The following is an 18,472-nucleotide window of genomic DNA, read 5'->3' as shown; positions in this document are numbered from 1 at the left end:
TACTGTGGGCCAACATTCGTCGTATTCTCAAATTCTGCTAACTCAAACAGCTTCTAAGTGATGCGGCTCGTAGTGGTCCTTTGACCGGGTTAAGGCAGCTAGCCGCAGGCTCAATAAATGTCTAGTTTTTCGATTTTCATCCGAAGCCCTTGTCATTAGGAAGTTTAGAAAAATCATCATCTATCGTTTTGAAAAGCCTTTTTTACTTCAGTAAAGCATTACAACAGCGAGGTAATTAGCTTGACAACAGTCAGATTTGAAAAGTCTGATTAAAGCGAAAATTCGAGGATAAAATTGGTAAGTAGCCAGCTATGTTTGGCTTGTCGTCGGGCTGATACCTGGCGCTATTCTTCCAACTCAACCTACCTCGTACTGATGAACTCCAAGCCCTCCAACGCATTTATTGCCGCCTCTTGGGTGGCGCTGCTGGCCGGAATGTCTGCCTTCGTTATTGGCCTCTGGAACGCACAAATGCTGCTCAACGAAAAAGGCTACTACTTCACTATTCTGCTCTTCGGCCTATTCGGGGCCGTGTCGTTGCAAAAGACCGTACGCGACCAGCTGGAGAACATTCCAGTTACTGGCATTTACTACGGACTCTGCTGGTTTGCCACGCTGGCGGCCATTGTGCTCTTGGCCGTTGGGCTCTGGAACGCCACGCTCACCCTCAGCGAAAAAGGATTCTACGCTATGGCTTTCATGCTGAGCCTCTTCGGTGCTATTGCAGTGCAGAAAAACACCCGCGACGCCCGCGGCAGCAACCCGCTGTAACGCCCAACCACTACTCAACGCGACGGATTATGTAGCGCCGCTGAGTTTCTAGGCCCATATTGTGGTGCATTTCACCTAAGCTACTGAGCCGCACGGCCAGCTACCTGACATGAGCCCCACAAACGAAAAAGCAAAAATGCTGGCCGGCGAGCTGTACCAGGCCAACGACCCGGAATTAGTAGCTGAGCGTCTGCAAGCCAAGACCTTGTGCCACCGCTACAACCAGGAACCCGTACAGCTCAACAAGCAGATCCTGGCCGAGCTACTAGGCTACGAAACCGACGCCCACATCGAAGCCCCGCTGCGTTGCGACTATGGCTACAACATCCGATTGGGCCGAAATTTCTACGCCAACTATAACTTCACCGTGCTCGACTGCGCCCCCGTCATCATCGGCGACAATGTGTTTGTGGCGCCGAACGTGGTACTGAGCACAGCCGGCCATCCGGTGGAAGCTGGGCCGCGCGTAGCGGGTTGGGAATTTGCCCATCCCATCCGCATTGGAGACAACGTGTGGCTGGGAGCCGGCGTCATCGTGCTGCCCGGCGTCAGCATCGGCGACAACACCACCATTGGGGCGGGCAGCGTAGTGACGCGTGACATTCCGGCTAACGTGGTGGCAGTGGGCAATCCGTGCCGGGTGCTGCGGAACTTGCCGGAGTTATAGTTTTCTTTTCGTGAAGAGTGATTTTGAGGTCCGTGTACGGCTATTCTTCCACTTAAAACTGCTGTGAGGAAGTCCGCTATACTTGGTTTCGATTCACTTCTACTCCTAAGTCGCCGACTTATAGTTTTGCCTGAGGCTCTGGTTCTATTAGGTATTTTATGCAGGCAATACTCCAACAGCGCCTAACACAGCAACACCTAGCCGGAACGCAGTTTACTACTCCTGCTGAAGTGGCGGCGTGGCTAGCCGGCTTACAAGCACAAGAATATACGCAGGCTACCTGGGCCCTCGGGGTGCGGCTGGCAGGCACTACAGAATCGGCTATTGAACAGGCATTTGCCGATGGCTCCATCGTCCGGACGTGGCTGTTTCGGGGCACGCTGCACATTACGGCCGCTGCCGATGTGCGTTGGCTGCTGGCGCTGTTAGGCCCGCGTCTGCTGGCTAGCCGGGCAGCCCGGCACTGGCAGCTGGCTCTCGATGAAACCACCTTCAGGCAGTGCTGGCCGGTGTTGCAGCGTGCTTTGCAGAACGGGCAACCCCGGAGCCGGACGGAATTGGCAGCGGCGCTGGCTGGGGCGGGCATTACGGCCAGCGGACCGCGCCTGCTGCACATCATTCAGTGGGCGGCGCTCAACCAATTTCTGTGCCCTGGCCCGCGGCGCGGCCGAGAAGAGACGTTTGTATCGCTTGATGACTGGGTGCCAGCCACCGCGCCCAAAACCCGGGCAGAAGCATTAGCCGAGCTGGCTCGGCGTTATTTTACCAGTCACGGCCCGGCTACCGTCGCCGATTTTAGCTGGTGGTCGGGGCTGAGCACAACGGAGGCTCGGATAGGACTGGCGGAGGTGACACCGTTGCTGCATCGGCAGCAGTTGGATACACAAGAATATTGGAGCGCCGAGCCTGCTTCACTTTCGCTGCCCGCCACTGCTACTGTACATCTGCTGCCGGGCTTCGATGAGTATTTCTTGGGCTATAAGGACCGTAGCCTCTTTATCGAGGAGCAGCATATAGTGCGGGTAGCTTCTGTCAACGGCATCTTTAGCCCTCTCGTCGTGGTTGATGGGCGAGTGGTAGGGACTTGGAAACGCACGGTGCAGCCACGCAAGGTTGTGGTAGAAACCATCCTTTTCGAGGCGGTATCAGCTGATACCGAAGCTGCCATTGCGGCGGCGATGAGTGGGTATAGCCGCTTCATGCAGAAGAAGATAGAATTGAAATAGGTGCCAAACACTGTTTAGGAGTTGGGCGCGAGCTTCGTGACGAAAAAGCTGAGCCCAGCCTTTGTGTGCCAGGTGCTTTGCTGCTGCGCGTGCCTTCAGCGTTGGGCGCGGTCGGGAATTGTGCGTTTTGTTGTCGGGCCGAAGCACCTTCTAAATCCGCTTCTCGCGTATCTTGCGGCCCGCCGCGGGGCTTTCGGCTCCGGCGGGCCGCGGCCATTGGGCTCAACCCGATGGCTGCCAATACACTTCCAACTGAACCACGAAGTAACCACCCTATGCTCCGCACCGACTGGACCCTCGACGAAGTAAAAGCCATATACCACCAGCCCGTGCTGGAACTCGTGACGCAGGCGGCAGCCGTGCATCAACAGCACCAGACCACCGGCGAAGTGCAAGTGTGTACCCTGCTGAGCGTGAAAACCGGTGGTTGCCCCGAAGACTGCGCCTACTGCCCACAAGCGGCCCGCTACCACACCGGCGTGCAAGCCCACAAGCTGCTACCCGACGCTGAAGTGCTGGCCGCCGCCGAACGAGCCAAAGAGGCGGGCAGCACCCGTTTCTGCATGGGCGCCGCCTGGCGCGAAATCCGCGACAACCGCGACTTCGACCGGGTGCTGGGTATGGTGGAGCAGGTAAATGGCCTAGGCCTGGAAGTGTGCTGCACACTGGGCATGCTCAACGAATACCAGGCTGAGCGCCTGAAGGAAGCTGGCCTTTACGCCTACAATCACAACCTCGACACCAGCGCCGAGCACTACTCCGAAATCATCACGACCCGCACCTACGACGACCGGCTGAACACGCTGGAGCACGTCCGCAAAGCCGGCATTTCGGTGTGCTCGGGCGGCATCATCGGGCTGGGTGAGACGGATGAGGACCGCGTAGCCATGCTGCACACGCTGGCCACGCTGCCGGCCCATCCGGAGTCGGTGCCGGTGAATGCGCTGGTGCCGGTGGAAGGTACGCCGCTGGCCGAGCAGCCCCGCGTGAGCGTGTGGGAAATGCTGCGTATGATAGCCACGGCCCGCATTCTAATGCCTCGCACCATGGTGCGCCTCTCCGCCGGCCGGCAGGAAATGCCCGTTACGGAACAGGCTCTGTGCTTCCTGGCCGGCGCCAACTCCATCTTCAGTGGCGAAAAGCTCCTCACCACCCCCAACCCCGACTTCGACGCCGACAAGCAGATGTTCGACCTGCTGGGCCTCAAGCCGCGCAAGTCGTTCAAGGATGTGCCGGAAGGCGCCGTGGTGCTCGGCAAGAAATTGGTTTAGCTTAGGTCAAGCCCACCGTTTCGCTTAGTTATCTTCTCGTATCTCGCCGCACTCCATGAGCTACCTACGCCTGCTGCTTTTCGCGCTGCTCTTTGGTCAGGCTAATCTTTCCTTTGGTGCCAAGGTAGACACGCTAGCTATTCCGAGTGCGGCCATGCGCAAAACCTACCGGGCCAACGTGGTACTGCCGGCCGCCTACGCCAAGCAGAAGAAGGCCGTTTTCCCGGTTCTCTACTTGCTGCACGGGGCGAATGACCACTTCACCGCTTGGCTGCTCAAGACGCCGGACAAGCTGCTCGTGCACCGCCTAGCCGATCAGTACAACCTCATCATCGTGATGCCGGAGGGCGAAACGTTCGGTTGGTACATTGATAGCCCAGTCAACAAAGACAGCCAGTTTGAAACCTATCTGACGCAGGAGGTCATTCAGAAAATCGACAACACCTACCGCACTGTGCGCGGCCGTCAGGGTCGGGTTATCACGGGCTTATCCATGGGCGGGCACGGGGCGCTGTACCTGGCCACGCGCCACCCAGACCTGTACAGCGCGGCCGGCAGCATGAGCGGCGCCGTCGACATCAACACCGCCAAATGGGAGCTGAAGCCAGAGGATGCCAAACGTACCGCCGAGCGGTTTGCTCCCATTTTGGGTCCGATTGGAATCTCACCCGCGGCAATTTTCGCACCCTACACCGTACTGCCCCTCATTGATAAAATGAAGAGCAACGGCCTACCGCTGGTTATTGATTGCGGCGTCGACGATTTTCTCATTGAGCCCAACCGGGAGCTGCACCGCCGCCTAGTCTATAATGGCACCCCGCACGACTATACGGAGCGGCCGGGCGCCCACACCTGGGAATACTGGCAAAATTCCCTGCCTTACCAAGTGCTGTTCCTCTACCGCGTGCTGCAAGCCAACGCCGTCACGGTTCCGTAGCAGAGCTTGTGTGATGCCTCGGTAAAGCGCCTTGTAGGGAATCCGCAAATCGTGTACAACGTCTTCGCCTCACTAGCCCGGGGTTTCAACCCTGGGCTATTTGAACGACAAGCACAGAGTTTCTGAAGCTGCTACAGGTTTTTTGCTGCTCAGATTAATGGTGTTGGATCTTCACCTGTAGCACCTCAGCTCCAGTGTTTCCAGGCTCAAGTACAGCAGTTTCCGATTGGGTACGCTGCTGTTATTCCAACCACAGGAAGGAATCTGGGTTGTTCTGTGATGAGCCTCCAGCTTCCTCGCTGCGGTCGGAACGACATCGGTATACGAACCTGAGAACCTGAAACGCCTCTAGTTCTATTGATTCCACGGGCTGGCTTTCCTGCATGTCTTTCTCTCCTCTTCACCAGCGCCTAACCGAGCAACTCGCCCAACGAGAAGCAGCGGGTACCCGCCGCCGCCTCACGCTGCCCGCGCCTGGCCTAGTTGATTTCAGCTCCAACGACTATCTGGGCCTGAGCCAACACCCGGCCGTGCAAGCGGCGTTACACCAATTCGCCGCCGAGGCCGCCGGGAGCACCGGCTCCCGCTTGCTCACGGGCAACTCCGCAGCGGCTGAAAGGCTGGAAGCACACTTAGCTGAATTTCACCGCGCCGAAGCGGCCTTGCTCTTCAACTCCGGCTACGCGGCCAACCTAGGCTTCTTCTCGGCTGTACCGCGCCGCGGCGACACCATCCTGTACGACGACGCCTCCCACGCCTCCGTGAAGGACGGAATCCGCGGCTCATTCGCCACCGCCTGGAGCTTCCGCCACAACGACTTGGCCGATTTGGAGCGGCGTTTGGTCCGGGCCACCGGTGCCGTGTTCGTGGCCGTAGAGGCGCTGTACTCGATGGACGGTGACATGGCGCCGTTGCTGGAGTTGGCGGCGCTGTGCCGGCAGCGGAGTCTGTATCTGGTAGTTGACGAGGCACATACCAACGGCTTGTATGGCTCTCAGGGTGAGGGGTTGGTGGCTGCTCTGGGACTGGAAGCCGATGTGTTTGCCCGCATCCTCACCTTCGGCAAAGCCCTCGGTAGCCAAGGCGCGGCCATAGCCGGCCCAGCTGTGTTGCGCGACTATCTACTGAACTTCAGTCGGCCCTTCATCTACACCACTGCCCTACCGCCGCTCACGGTAGCTGGTCTCTCGGCAGCTTACGCGCTGCTGCCAACCCTAAGCGCAGAACGGACGCGGCTGGTTGAGATGTCGGACTACCTAAAAAGTACTCTGAACACGGTAGCCGGGCTGCATGTGCCGGTAGAAAGCCACGTCATTCATCCGGTGTTCTTCACGGAACAGGCTGGCCCAGCGCACGCGCGGCAAGTAGCGGCCGCCGCCCAAAAAGCCGGCTTCGATGTGCGCGCCATTGTGTCGCCCACGGTGCCGGTGGGAACCGAGCGGCTGCGGCTTATCGTGCATTCTTTCAATACAAAAGCGCAGATTGACGAGCTAGCGCACGTGCTGAGCAAGTAAGCTTGTTATTTCGGCTCTTGCTGTCATTGCGAGGACGCAGGACGAAGCAATCCTTCCTCTCCCCGCTGAGAATTTCACTTGTAAGACAAGCTCTCAACGTTGAGTCAAGCAGTTGGGTAGAAGTAGACGCACTTAGCATTGTAAAACAAGTGACCGATAAATGCAGATCTATCTGGGCTCTAAGTTCTCAGATCTAAGGTCTCACTACTTACCACGTTAACGCCAAAGGTTTGTCGCTTCAGTAGGCTTCGCGCACAGAGAGGAAGGATTGCCACGGCTGCGCCTCGCAAGGACAGGAAGGGCATTCACTCATCCACTCATTCCAACATTCATTTCTCCTCGTGGAACGACTTTTCATCACCGGCATTGGTACGGACGTGGGCAAAACGGTGGTAGCGGCTATTCTCACCGAAGCCCTGCAAGCTGACTACTGGAAACCTGTGCAAGCTGGTCTAACGCCTTCCACTGACACAGGCACGGTGCGCCAGCTCGTGCGCAATCCGGTTAGTCACTTCTGGCCCGAGCGGTACCGGCTGCACCTGCCGGCTTCGCCTCACGCCGCGGCGGCAGCCGAAGGATTAGTGCTGCGGCCCGAAGATTTTCAACTTCCCGAAACCACCAATCACCTGCTCGTGGAAGGAGCCGGCGGCTTGCTGGTGCCGCTGGCACCGGGCTTTCTGATGGCCGACTTAGTGCAGCAACTCGACCTGGAAGTAGTAGTGGTGTCGCGCAATTACTTGGGCAGCATCAACCATACGCTGCTGACGCTGGAGGCCCTGCAAGCGCGCGGCTTGCGGGTGCGCGGCCTGGTTTTCAACGGCGAACCGACACCTGCCACCGAAGACTTCATAACCCAACACTCCGGCGTGCCGCTACTGCCCCGCGTGCTGCTCGAACCTAACATTTCGGCCGAAACAGTAAGCCAGTACGCCGCAGAGTTCAAAGCCTGGTTCACCTGAAGATTGTCTTCAACCCATTCGAACACGGCGAGACACCGCGCCAACACGGCGGAACACGGCGAGAAACATCACCTGCACAACTCGCCACCCCAGTTGTAGCTTTGCGTCCAGCAACTCCAACTCATGCCTTCTGAATCTTTCCCCTCTTCTCTAGCCGACCGGGACGCCGCCGTGCTGTGGCACCCGTACACCCAAATGCAGACGGCTCCGTTGCCCGTGCCCATCGTGCGCGGCGAAGGCGCGTGGCTGCTGGCGGAAGATGGCACGCGCTACCTCGACGGTATTTCATCGTGGTGGACCAACTTGCACGGGCACGCTCATCCGCACATTGCGGCGCGCGTAAGTGAGCAACTGCGCACGTTGGAACACGTGTTGTTTGCGGGTTTCACGCACCCAGCCGCCGTGGAGTTAGCCGAGCAACTGCTAGCCTTGCTGCCCACCAACCAGGCCCGCGCGTTCTATTCTGATAATGGCTCGACGGCGGTAGAAGTGGCCCTGAAAATGGTGCTGCAATACTTTCACAACCTAGACCAGCCCGCGCGCCGCACCTTTCTCTGCTTCCGCGACTCCTACCACGGCGACACCTTCGGGGCTATGGCCGTGAGCAGCCGCGGCGCCTTCACGGCGCCTTTCTGGCCGTTGCTTTTCAACGTGGAATTCATTGATGTGCCCGTGCCGGGCCGCGAAGCCGAGGTGCTGGCGCAGCTTGATGCCGTGCTGGCTCGGCCCGATATAGCTGGCTTCATCTTCGAGCCGCTGGTGCTGGGCACGGCGGGTATGGTGATGTACGAGCCGGCTGCGCTGAATGAGATGCTGCGCCGCTGCCGCCAGCATGGGGTACTGTGCATTGCCGATGAGGTGATGACCGGCTTCGGCCGCACCGGGCCGCTGTTCGCCTCGGACCTCCTGACCGAGCAGCCCGACATCATGTGCTTTTCCAAAGGTCTCACGGGCGGCACGTTGGCCCTCGGCCTCACCACTTGCGCCGCGCCCATCTACGCCGCCTTCCTCAGCGACGACAAAATGAAGGCTCTATTTCACGGCCACTCCTACACCGCCAACCCCGTAGCCTGCGCCGCCGCCCTGGCCAGCCTCGACCTGACTCGTGCCCCCGAATGCACTGCCCAGCGCCAGCGCATAGCCGCCGCCCACACCGCGTTCCGCCGGGAAACTGAGGGCTTGCCCGGCATTCGACAGGTACGACTGCGCGGCACCATTTTGGCCGTGGAATACGACCCCGGCGAAGGCACAAGCTACTTCAGCCGCCTCCGCGACGCGTTATACCAATTGGCCCTCGACCAGCACGTAATACTGCGGCCCCTGGGCAACGTCGTATACTTGCTGCCGCCTTATTGCACCACGGACGCGGAGCTAGACATTCTCTACGCCGTGCTGCGCCAGATGCGGGAACTGGTACTCGACTTCGTACCGGCTCCTACCCTGCCCGAATACTTGCATGACTGAGGCCCCGCGCAAAGACGAGTCGATTGTTATTCGGGGCCGCGGCCGAGTGTCGGCGCTCGGAACGGTGGCCGGGCCAAGTGCCGATTTACCAGCCACTGGTTCGCCATTTTCCACGCACGCAACAGGCGTGGCCGTAGCTACGCTGCCCACTTCGGCCGAATCTGCCGTGGCCGAACTGCGCCGCTCCCACGCCAGCTACCGCCAACTCGACCGCACCGTGCTGCTGGCCCTGCTGGCCGCCCGCCAAGCCAACAGCAACGCTAGGTGGCAAGTCGAACCCCAACAAGAAGCAACGAAAAACCAACAACCAACAACCAACAACCAAACAGCCGTCAGCATCGGGAGCAGCCGGGGTGCTACGGGCCGGCTGGAGGAGTTTCACGCGGAGTTTCTGGCCGAAGGATTGGTACCAGCCGCCGCTTCGCCGCTCACGACACTGGGCAATGTGGCTAGTTGGGTGGCTTTCGACGCGGGTAGTACCAATGGCACGGCGCTTAGCCATTCCAGCACGTGCAGCAGCGCGTTCCAGGCGCTAGCCAATGCCGTGGCCTGGCTGCGGGCCGGTATGGCGACGCGCTTTTTGGCCGGCGGCACCGAGGCGCCTCTAACCGATTTCACGCTGGCCCAGATGCGGGCTATCGGCATCTACTCGCCTCTTGCCGCCGCTGACTGGCCTTGCCGGCCGGGCGCGGGGCGGCCGTCTACGTTCGTGCTAGGGGAAGGAGCCGCCGTATTCGCGCTGGAAAAAGTGAGGCGGCAAGAATTGCTAGCCGAGCAGCAGTTAGCGCCAGAGCGGCCTGTTTTTGTGTTGGAGGGTGTGGGGCTAGCCTTCGAAGCCATAGCCAGCAAAACCGGCCTCTCGGCCGACGGACAGCACTTTCAGCGAGCCATGCAGGCAGCACTCCGGCAAGCTGACCTCGCTCCTGCCGACATAGACGCAGTAGTGCTCCACAGCCCCGGCACTCCTGCCGGCGACGCGGCCGAGCGGGCGGCGATTCGAGCGGTTTTCGGGGAATTACCCCCGCTGCTGTCCAATAAGTGGCTGTTAGGACATACGCTGGGGGCCTCGGCGGCTCTGAGCCTGGATTTCGCGTTGCACGTGCTGGAAACCCAACAATGGCCCGCAGCGCCGTTTGCCACGGATTTAGCAACGGCGCTTCACCGCCCTTTCCGGCGTATTTTGGTGAATGCTGCGGGCTTCGGTGGTAACGCGGCCAGCGCCATTGTAGCCCGACTTTAGCGCAGCGTTGAAAACACTGTACTTGCCTAAAGCCCTAACTAGCCCAGGGTTAAACCCTAGGCTGTGGAGCGGGAGGCTAAATAAGGCTCCATAGCAGAAGCTGAACGGCCGCTCCTTGACCCGACTGAACAATACGGCCATAACCCGCCTGTCTGTATCTTTCCTGCCTCACACCGAGGCGCAAACGTGCGTCTCTACAACGCTTCACTACCTTTCCGTATGCGCCGCGCTACTCTTCTTCTCTTTACGCTGGGGCTCTCTGCTTCGGCAGTTGCCCAAACGCCTCTCGCCACCACGCCCGACCCGCTCATCCGGCAAATGGTGGAGCAGATTTCGGAGAAGAACCTGCGCGACGATATTGATAAGTTGGTGAGCTTCGGCACGCGGCACACGCTCAGCGACACCAAGAGCAAAAAGCGCGGCATCGGCGCGGCCCGGAAGTGGGTGGAAGACGAGTTCCGCAAATACAGTAAGGCCAGCGGCGGCCGCTTGAAAGTCGAGCAAGACACCTTCACCATCAAGCCCGATGGCCGCCGTATCAACCAGCCCGTGCTCATGGCCAACGTGATGGCTACACTGCCTGGCACCGACCCCACAGACAAGCGCATATTCATCGTGAGCGGCCACATCGATTCGCGGGTGACGGACGTGATGAACGCCACCGCCGACGCGCCCGGCGCCAACGACGACGGCTCCGGCACGGTGGCCGTGATGGAGCTGGCCCGCGTGATGAGCCAGCAGAAGTTTCCGGCTACCATCATTTTCGTCGCGGTGCAGGGCGAAGAGCAGGGCCTCTACGGCTCCACGCACCTGGCGCAACGGGCCAAAAAAGAGGGCTGGAATCTGGTGGCCATGCTCAACAACGACATCATGGGCAACTCCACCGGCCACGACCCCGAAATCCGGGACGACAAGCGCCTGCGCGTGTTCAGCGAAGGCGTGCCGGCCACCGAAACGCCCGACGAGGCCAAAGTACGCCGCACGCTTTCCTCCGAGAACGACTCGCCTAGCCGCCAACTGGCCCGCTACGCCCGCTTGGCTTGCCAGCAATACCTGCCCGGCCACGAAGTGGTGCTCGAATACCGCCCCGACCGATTCCTGCGCGGCGGCGACCATACACCCTTCAACCAGCAAGGCTTCACGGCAGTGCGCTTCTCGGAGATGAACGAGGACTTCCGCCACCAGCACCAGGACCTGCGCACCGAGAAAGGTGAGGAGTACGGCGACCACGCCAAGTTCATGGACTTCGCCTACCTGCGCAAGAATACCGGCGTGAACCTGGCCACGCTGGCCGCTCTAGCTCTGGCGCCCGCCGCCCCCGAAAACGTGGGTGTACTCACGGCCAACCTCACCAACCGCACCGAGCTGAAGTGGACCGCACCCCAAGCCGGCGAGAAACCAGCCGGCTACTTTGTGCTGATGCGCGAAACCAGCGCCCCGGAGTGGCAGCAGAAGTTCTTCGTGACGGAAACCAACGCCAACCTGCCTCACAGCAAAGACAATTTCATTTTTGGCGTAGCTTCCGTGGACGCTGAGGGCCACGAGAGCCTGCCCGTAATTCCGAAGCCGGTGCGGTGAAAGCAGCTAGAAAATAGAAGCGGCTAGTGAAAGATAGCTTCATGATAGTGTACATTTATGGCATGCACACTATCATGAAGCTTTTAACTTGTATGATGCGGTTTGTTTTCGTAGTAATGTTCGCTCAGCTGTTTGGCTTTAAATCGCATGCGCAAGCCTGGACAACAATAAAAATAGACACTGTAGCAACTATAGATTTTCCAGGTGAACCTGAAATAAAAGAAACATCGGGGCAAACTCTCTATTTATTCCGGGATAGTAGCTCAACATATCTATTACTAATAAAATCAATTGATGGCGAGCCTGGCTTTCGTATGGGCAAGGACGAACTTGATGATTTTTATGATCAAATTTTAAAGGGGACTCTACAGGCAGCAGAAGGTGCAAAAGTTTTGGCCAAAAAGAATTTTGAGTTAAGAGGTGGCGTACGAGGACTCGAAGTGAAGTATACGAACGCAAACAATCCTGCCCTTCCTGCTGAAAGAACAAGTCGTTTCTTGTACTTGAATGGGTATTTTTTCACTTACGAGGCGTTACAGTTGAACACAGACAGCAAACAATTTACTGTTAACCAAAACAGATTTTTTACTTCATTCACGCTGCAGCCTCAAGTAAGCAAACGTATCAGGCAGTATACATCAGATAAAGATGGCACTCCCCATATGTCTCAGCTATATAATATAGGTTACCTTATAGAAAAAATGGCAAGCATGTTATTGCTTGCAGGAGTTGCAATTTTCATTGTACGTCGATTTACAAGAGTTGCTAAAAAATAATATTTAATTCTTAGAAAATAAATTACCCTTCTTTCAAAAGAAGCAGTAGTATTACAATTATTAGTTATTTCATTAAAGAATTTTTGACATAATCTTGACAGCCTCTATTGGCTTCTGTTAGCTTATTCCGCAGACGAGCACACGGGTCTAAGTATCTGCCGCAGACGTTCTACTTTTTTTTCAAATCGGCAAAATCGGCCTACCAAAATGGAATGGTCGGCATGGTAGATTCAAGGCTCCTATGGAAATAAAAGCTGTTTCTCGCATAAGGGATAAGCTTTTTGTTTTTCGGTGCTATTTGGCATGTTGAATGCGGACAACTATGCACCATTATTACTCAACCCTGACCTCACTGCCATGTCACTACTAATCATCTTCCCAATTATCGTCGTTCTGTTGTTGCTCAGCCTTCGCATTGCGCAGGAATACCAACGCGCCATTGTGTTCCGGCTGGGCCGGTTTGTGGGCACGCGGGGGCCGGGGCTGTACTGGATTATCCCGTTCATCGAGCGCCAGCAAACCATCGACATGCGCACCAAGACCGTGGACTTGGAGCAGCAGGAAACCATCACCAAAGACAGCGTAACCATCAAAGTAAATGCCGTGCTCTGGTTCCGGGTGGTGAATCCGGCCGACGCCATCATCAAAGTCGCCAACTTCAACCAGGCCGTGTACCAGCTCTCGGTTACGGCGTTGCGCAATATCATTGGCCAGCATCAGCTCGACGAAGTGCTCAAAGAGCGTCAGCAAATTAATACTACGCTGCAACAACTCGTGGATGCGGCTACCGAGGCCTGGGGCGTGAAAATCGAGATGGTTGAAATCAAGGACGTGGAAATCCCGACTTCCATGCAGCGCGCCATGGCTCGCGAGGCCGAAGCCATTCGGGAGAAACGGGCCCGCATCATCAAGGCCGAAGCCGAGCTGGAAGCCAGTATCAAGCTCACGCAAGGCGCGCAGCAGATGGAAAGCAGCCCAATGGCCCTGGAACTGCGCCGCATGCAGATGCTTTCCGAAATCGGCATCGACAACAACACAACCACCGTGGTGCTCATCCCCTCGGACTTCACCAACGCCGCCAAAAGCCTCACCACTATGGCTAGCCAGCTGCCGAAAGCGGAGTAGGCGGGCATTTGGTCCCAACAAAAAAGCGCCAACTAGTGTAGTTGGCGCTTTTTTGTTGGCCGTTAGGCCATTGTTATTAGAAACAGTTTGTGTCAGCTGCACTCAGAAAACATATGTAAGCCTGCGCGCAAATGCTGATTGTGTGCTTTATTTGCACCCGCCGTTGCGCACGGCCGATATTACCGCTCTACCATGTACCCTTACTTTGTCCGTTGCTCTTCCGTGCTCTTGGCTGCTGCCAGTGCAACAGGCGTGTGCGTGATGGGTAAGAAATGCAAGAAACGGCTGCCGGCCTGACCGTCGCGCTGGTTCCTTGCACGTTGTTGCCATTGAACTCCCCGCGCCGGTCCTTCTTGGGCCGGCGTTTTTTGTTTGTCGGTTTTCTCTTGATTTCCCGTTTATTGCCTTCATGAAAGTTCTCAAGTTTGGCGGCACGTCCGTCGGGTCGGCGCAGCGGATGCGCGAAGTAGCAGAGTTGATTCACGCGCCCGAAGAGCGGCGCGTCGTGGTGCTGTCGGCCATGAGCGGCACCACCAACACGCTGGTTGATATTGCGCGGCTATTGTTTGCGGGCGACGTAACGGCCGCTACTGCGCGTATCGAAATCATGCGCCAGGACTACCACATGGTAGCCCACGAGTTGCTCCCCGACGCAGCTGTTGCGGCTGCCGCCATCAAGCACCTAGACTCGCTGTTCCGCGCCATTTTCGACCTTATGCGCCAGCCACTGTCGGCTTCCGGCGAGCGGGTGATTTTGGCGCAGGGCGAGCTGTTGAGCACGTATCTGTTTCACCAGTACGTCACCGGCATTATAGGGCGGGAAGCCGTGCTCCTACCCGCCTTGGAGTTCATGCGCCTCGATGCCGACGATGAGCCCGACGCGGCCTATATCCGGGAGCACCTGCAAGCGCACCTCGCCGAGCACCCCGACCAGGTCCTTTTCATCACGCAGGGCTATATCTGCCGCAACGCGCAAGGCTTCATCGACAACCTCAAGCGCGGTGGCTCCGACTACTCCGCTTCCCTTATCGGAGCCGCCGCCGACGCCAACGAAATCCAGATCTGGACCGACATCGACGGGCTGCACAACAACGACCCGCGCGTAGTGGAAGGCACCTACCCCATTCGCGAATTGTCGTTTGATGAGGCGGCGGAGCTGGCATACTTCGGCGCCAAAATTCTGCACCCCAGCTCGGTGCTGCCCGCTCGTCAGCACGGCATCCCGGTCCGGCTCCTGAACACGCTCCAACCCGATGCCCCCGGCACCCTGATTTCGGCCCGTACTGGCTCACAAGAATCCATCAAGGCGGTAGCCGCCAAGGATGGGCTGGTGGCCATCAAGGTGAAATCGAGCCGGATGCTGCTGGCGCACGGCTTCCTGCGCAGCTTGTTCGAAGTGTTCGAGCGGCACCGCACCTCCATCGACATGGTAACCACTTCGGAAGTGGCCGTATCTCTCACCATCGACGACGCCACCCACCTGCCCCAAATTTTAGAAGAGCTGCGCGCCTTCGGCACCGTGGAAGTAGACGAGCAGCAAACCATTATCTGCCTCGTTGGCAACTTGATCCAGGAAACCACCGGCGCCGCCCGCCTGGTCTTCGATGCCTTGCAAGACGTTCCGCTCCGTATGATCAGCTATGGCGGCTCACCCAACAACATCAGTCTGCTCGTGCATTCCACGGATAAAGTGCGGGCTCTGCGAGCCCTCAACGAGGGCCTGTTTCAGCGGGAGCCTCACCCCCTCGCCTCCTCACCCAAGGGAGAGGGAGAACTAGCTTTAGAAAGCTAGATTCTGCCCCCTCAAACACTCCGCGCGCCAAGCGGCGAAGAGGCCACTGCCCGGGTTGTAAGTCAGCTACCCGCCTATTAATTCATAACCTTTAGTTCTTACGCTCATCAACCACCCCTAGCCCCTCCTTAACTAAGGAGAGGAACTAGTCATCTAACACTAGAGCTAGTCCCTCCTCTCCCCTAGGAGAGGGGGCTAAGGGATGAGGCCCCCGCCATGCCACTCAATCTTTCGCCAGAGCTGCTCACGCAGCCCACTCCTTTTTACCACTACGACCTTGATCTGCTGGACCAGACGCTGGCCGCCCTGCAACAGGCAGCACGCCCGCGGGATTTTCAGGTACACTACGCGCTGAAAGCCAACGCCAATCTGCCCATTCTGACCCGCATCAAGGGCCATGGCCTGGGGGCCGACTGCGTAAGCGGCGGCGAAGTGCAGCGCGCCCTAGACGCTGGCTTTGCGCCGGGCCACGTGGTGTTTGCGGGCGTGGGCAAATCCGATGCGGAAATCAACCTGGCGCTGGCGGCTGACATCTGGTGCTTCAACGCCGAATCGGTAGAGGAACTGACGGTGCTTGATGGACTGGCCGCGGCGCAGGGTCGCACCGCCCGAGTAGCCCTGCGCGTGAACCCCAACGTAGACGCCCATACGCACCCGCACATCACCACGGGCCTCCAAGCCAACAAGTTCGGCATTGGGCTCCCCGAGTTGCCCGCCGTGGTAGCCCAGCTAGCCGCGCTACCGAATCTGGAGCTGGTAGGCCTGCACGCGCACATTGGCTCTCAGATTACGGACTTGTCGGTGTTTGCGGAGCTGAGCCACAAGCTCAACGAGTTGCAAAACTGGCTTGCCGACCAGGGCCACGCGCTTCCTCACCTCAACGTGGGCGGCGGCCTTGGCATCAACTACGAGCAGCCCGACGAGCAGCTCATTCCCGATTTTGAAGGCTATTTCGCCATGTTTGAGCAGCACCTACTTCGGCGGCCGGGCCAGCAGGTGCACGTAGAGCTAGGCCGCGCCGTGGTAGCGCAATGTGGCTCGCTCTTGAGCCGGGTGCTGTACGTGAAAAACAGCCAGCAAACCCAATTCGCCATTCTCGACGCGGGCATGACGGAGCTACTTCGTCCCGCCCTCTACGGCAGCTACCACCACATCCAGAATCTTAGCAACCCAACCGTCGAAACCCAGCTTTATGATGTAGTCGGGCCCATTTGCGAGTCGTCGGATACGTTCAGGAAAGGTGTGCCGCTGCCCGAAACCCGCCGCGGCGACTTAGTGGCCATTCGCTCGGCCGGAGCCTACGGCGAGGTGATGTCGTCTAGCTACAACCTACGGGAGAAGGCGGCCGCCGTGTATGTTCCTTGAGTGGGCTAGTGGTCTTGAACGTCCTGTTGCTGCGTAAGCACCCAGCTGTTATACAGTTGTACAACTTCCGGCAGGTCGTGTGCCTTGACATGGCCCGAGCGTAAGGCGGCGGCCAAGGTGGAATTGTCGGCAAAAAAGTCGGCGCTCATCTTGGGGAAGTCCCACCAAAACGTATTTTCCAAGGATTGTCCAGCACGTCCTATCAGATATATGCGGCATCTGCTCTTAGTGTTGGTACCTAACCCAACATTTGCTGAAAGCTCGTACTGCTCGTATAGATTAACGGTTCCAGTCTGAATCTGGCGTATCAACCGAATTATTTTGTCGGCAGTATAAGCCCCTGGGAACTGGTGAGCAACGCAGCGTACGGGCTGACCTTTATTAAAATACCCATACGCCCATAGTTGGGGAGGCCGAAACTTTTGCCGCTGCTTTTCCTGCGGTAGCCCAAACCGCACCCTAGTTTGCTGCTGCAGCATTAACGGCTCCTCCCGGTAGATGGTACCAACTAGACTATCGCCTTTAGCCGTGACGATATAGCCAGGTACGGCACGTTGCGCTATGCTAACCCCTGGCAGCGCACATAGCAACAAAGCCAGTAGACGCATCATGGGAATACATTACGTGACTCATAGATCTACGTCAGTACGTTTTGAACGTCATAACTAGGTAGTAGCAAGAATGGTTAGGCGAGGCTTTTTGCCTAGGGTGTAAGCTCGCCGCTCCGTCCGCTAGTCAACGCCGCCTTCTGTTGACCGGACGAGCGGCGGAAAACGACCTACTCAGGTTCTACTTCGACGCAAGTATGCTTCCGGTTGCGCGCCAGACAGCACGTAAAAAGCCCGCATCGATGAAGACGATGCGGGCTTTTTATAATTTGGTTTCCGCTGTGAGGCTAGGGAAGCGGATTGGGGTTTGAATCGTTATAAGAAGTAGGCAGGTCCGCGTAGTTGCGCAGGAAATCATCTGGCCGCGGGGTGGCATCGGTGGTGCCCGTAGAAACCACCCGGAACCGGTGTACCCGGCCTGAACGGTCTTGCGACAAGCGGTTGATGTAGTTGTACAAGCCCGCAGGAGTGTCGATGGGTGGTTGAGCGAATGAATTGTAGTGTAGAGCAATACCATCACTCTTGACCATCACCTCTTTCACATAGGTGGAGCAGTTCCGTTTAAATATATCGTAGGGATTTTGGTTTTGAACCGTGGCTTGCACCTGACCTTTAGCGTAGTCCAGCATCTTAAGGGCTGCGCTGTTGCTGATATCAATGTAATTCACCTTCAAATTCCAACGTGGCGAGCCTAGTTCTCCGCTCTGCTTTAGAATACGCACTAGGCTAGGGCCATCAAGCCGACCGTTCGACATCTTACTGACATTGATAAGATTACGAAGAATGATAGCTTTCCCTTGGCCGCTGTGCTGCGTGTAACGAGCATAGTGCTCCCCGTTGTACGACCACACAAGCACGGCTGCTGAGTGGCCGTAATTAAGCGGATTTCCCGTATCGAATAGATCGGGCCAGGTAAATACAATGATGGCGCTTTTACCGTCGCGGGCGTCTGCAACGCGGCCAGCGGTGTTGTCTTTTCCGCTTCCAGTATCCGTATTTCCAGCGTCTATCGGTTGCAGCTGGCTAGTCGTAGTCGTTTCTTCGGCTTGGCTAGCGACGGTTTCCGCTTCCTTTTTATCACAAGAAGAGGCTGCAAACATAGTGGCCAGAGCCAGCATGCTCGCTAATCTTTGAAGGGTCTTCATAAGATGGAATTTTTAGAAGATGAAAAGATGGGTC

General features: G+C 57.6%; 16 protein-coding genes. 14 read left to right on the top strand and 2 right to left on the bottom strand.

Annotation, left to right across the window (positions count from 1 at the left end):
* Nucleotides 1-375 precede the first annotated feature (375 nt).
* The 14 genes from yiaA to lysA all read left to right on the top strand — a co-directional run bounded on the left by yiaA (nucleotide 376) and on the right by lysA (nucleotide 16,685).
* Nucleotides 376-771, top strand: a complete 396-nt coding sequence (yiaA, locus tag ACYSMN_RS17760) for an inner membrane protein YiaA (RefSeq protein ID WP_488925259.1) — start codon at nucleotides 376-378, stop codon at nucleotides 769-771.
* Between the two features lie 109 nt (nucleotides 772-880).
* Nucleotides 881-1,438 carry a sugar O-acetyltransferase gene (locus ACYSMN_RS17755; RefSeq protein ID WP_488925258.1) on the top strand — a complete coding sequence of 186 codons (558 nt, stop codon included), beginning with the start codon at nucleotides 881-883 and terminating at the stop codon, nucleotides 1,436-1,438.
* A gap of 158 nt (nucleotides 1,439-1,596) precedes the next feature.
* Nucleotides 1,597-2,664, top strand: coding sequence for a winged helix DNA-binding domain-containing protein (locus tag ACYSMN_RS17750; protein ID WP_488925257.1), 1,068 nt, complete (start codon nucleotides 1,597-1,599; stop codon nucleotides 2,662-2,664).
* A 275-nt stretch (nucleotides 2,665-2,939) separates the two neighbouring features.
* Complete coding sequence (gene bioB / locus ACYSMN_RS17745; RefSeq protein WP_488925256.1) at nucleotides 2,940-3,935, top strand: biotin synthase BioB; 996 nt, start codon at nucleotides 2,940-2,942, stop codon at nucleotides 3,933-3,935.
* 55 nt (nucleotides 3,936-3,990) lie between these two features.
* A complete protein-coding gene (locus ACYSMN_RS17740; protein ID WP_488925255.1) occupies nucleotides 3,991-4,872 on the top strand; it encodes an alpha/beta hydrolase in 882 nt (293 codons plus the stop codon).
* Between the two features lie 383 nt (nucleotides 4,873-5,255).
* Nucleotides 5,256-6,386: an aminotransferase class I/II-fold pyridoxal phosphate-dependent enzyme gene (locus ACYSMN_RS17735; protein WP_488925254.1), complete on the top strand. Its 1,131-nt coding sequence runs from the start codon at nucleotides 5,256-5,258 to the stop codon at nucleotides 6,384-6,386.
* Nucleotides 6,387-6,727: 341 nt separating this feature from the next.
* Nucleotides 6,728-7,345, top strand: a complete 618-nt coding sequence (gene bioD / locus ACYSMN_RS17730; protein ID WP_488925253.1) for a dethiobiotin synthase — start codon at nucleotides 6,728-6,730, stop codon at nucleotides 7,343-7,345.
* A 123-nt stretch (nucleotides 7,346-7,468) separates the two neighbouring features.
* Nucleotides 7,469-8,809 (top strand): adenosylmethionine--8-amino-7-oxononanoate transaminase, encoded by a 1,341-nt coding sequence (bioA, locus tag ACYSMN_RS17725; protein WP_488925252.1) that lies wholly within the window; start codon nucleotides 7,469-7,471, stop codon nucleotides 8,807-8,809.
* Entirely contained in the window at nucleotides 8,802-10,049 is a 1,248-nt protein-coding gene (locus ACYSMN_RS17720) for a beta-ketoacyl synthase N-terminal-like domain-containing protein (protein ID WP_488925251.1), read from the top strand. The genes bioA and ACYSMN_RS17720 overlap by 8 nt, the downstream gene beginning before the upstream one ends.
* Before the next feature lie 219 nt (nucleotides 10,050-10,268).
* Entirely contained in the window at nucleotides 10,269-11,627 is a 1,359-nt protein-coding gene (locus tag ACYSMN_RS17715; RefSeq protein WP_488925250.1) for a M20/M25/M40 family metallo-hydrolase, read from the top strand.
* Nucleotides 11,628-11,719: 92 nt separating this feature from the next.
* Nucleotides 11,720-12,403 (top strand): hypothetical protein, encoded by a 684-nt coding sequence (locus tag ACYSMN_RS17710; RefSeq protein ID WP_488925249.1) that lies wholly within the window; start codon nucleotides 11,720-11,722, stop codon nucleotides 12,401-12,403.
* A 357-nt stretch (nucleotides 12,404-12,760) separates the two neighbouring features.
* Nucleotides 12,761-13,528: a slipin family protein gene (locus ACYSMN_RS17705; protein ID WP_488925248.1), complete on the top strand. Its 768-nt coding sequence runs from the start codon at nucleotides 12,761-12,763 to the stop codon at nucleotides 13,526-13,528.
* A gap of 409 nt (nucleotides 13,529-13,937) precedes the next feature.
* A complete protein-coding gene (locus ACYSMN_RS17700) occupies nucleotides 13,938-15,320 on the top strand; it encodes an aspartate kinase (RefSeq protein ID WP_488925247.1) in 1,383 nt (460 codons plus the stop codon).
* Nucleotides 15,321-15,536: 216 nt separating this feature from the next.
* Nucleotides 15,537-16,685: a diaminopimelate decarboxylase gene (lysA, locus tag ACYSMN_RS17695; protein ID WP_488925246.1), complete on the top strand. Its 1,149-nt coding sequence runs from the start codon at nucleotides 15,537-15,539 to the stop codon at nucleotides 16,683-16,685.
* Nucleotides 16,686-16,690: 5 nt separating this feature from the next.
* Here lysA and ACYSMN_RS17690 read toward each other — a convergent pair whose 3' ends face one another.
* Nucleotides 16,691-17,296: a hypothetical protein gene (locus ACYSMN_RS17690; protein WP_488925245.1), complete on the bottom strand. Its 606-nt coding sequence runs from the start codon at nucleotides 17,294-17,296 to the stop codon at nucleotides 16,691-16,693.
* A gap of 284 nt (nucleotides 17,297-17,580) precedes the next feature.
* Nucleotides 17,581-18,438, bottom strand: coding sequence for a hypothetical protein (locus tag ACYSMN_RS17685; RefSeq protein ID WP_488925244.1), 858 nt, complete (start codon nucleotides 18,436-18,438; stop codon nucleotides 17,581-17,583).
* Nucleotides 18,439-18,472 lie beyond the last annotated feature (34 nt).

It is taken from the genome of Hymenobacter sp. M1-2 (assembly GCF_057808495.1).
Note: the sequence above shows the minus strand (reverse complement) of the source record. Positions and strands in the feature narration are given on the sequence as shown.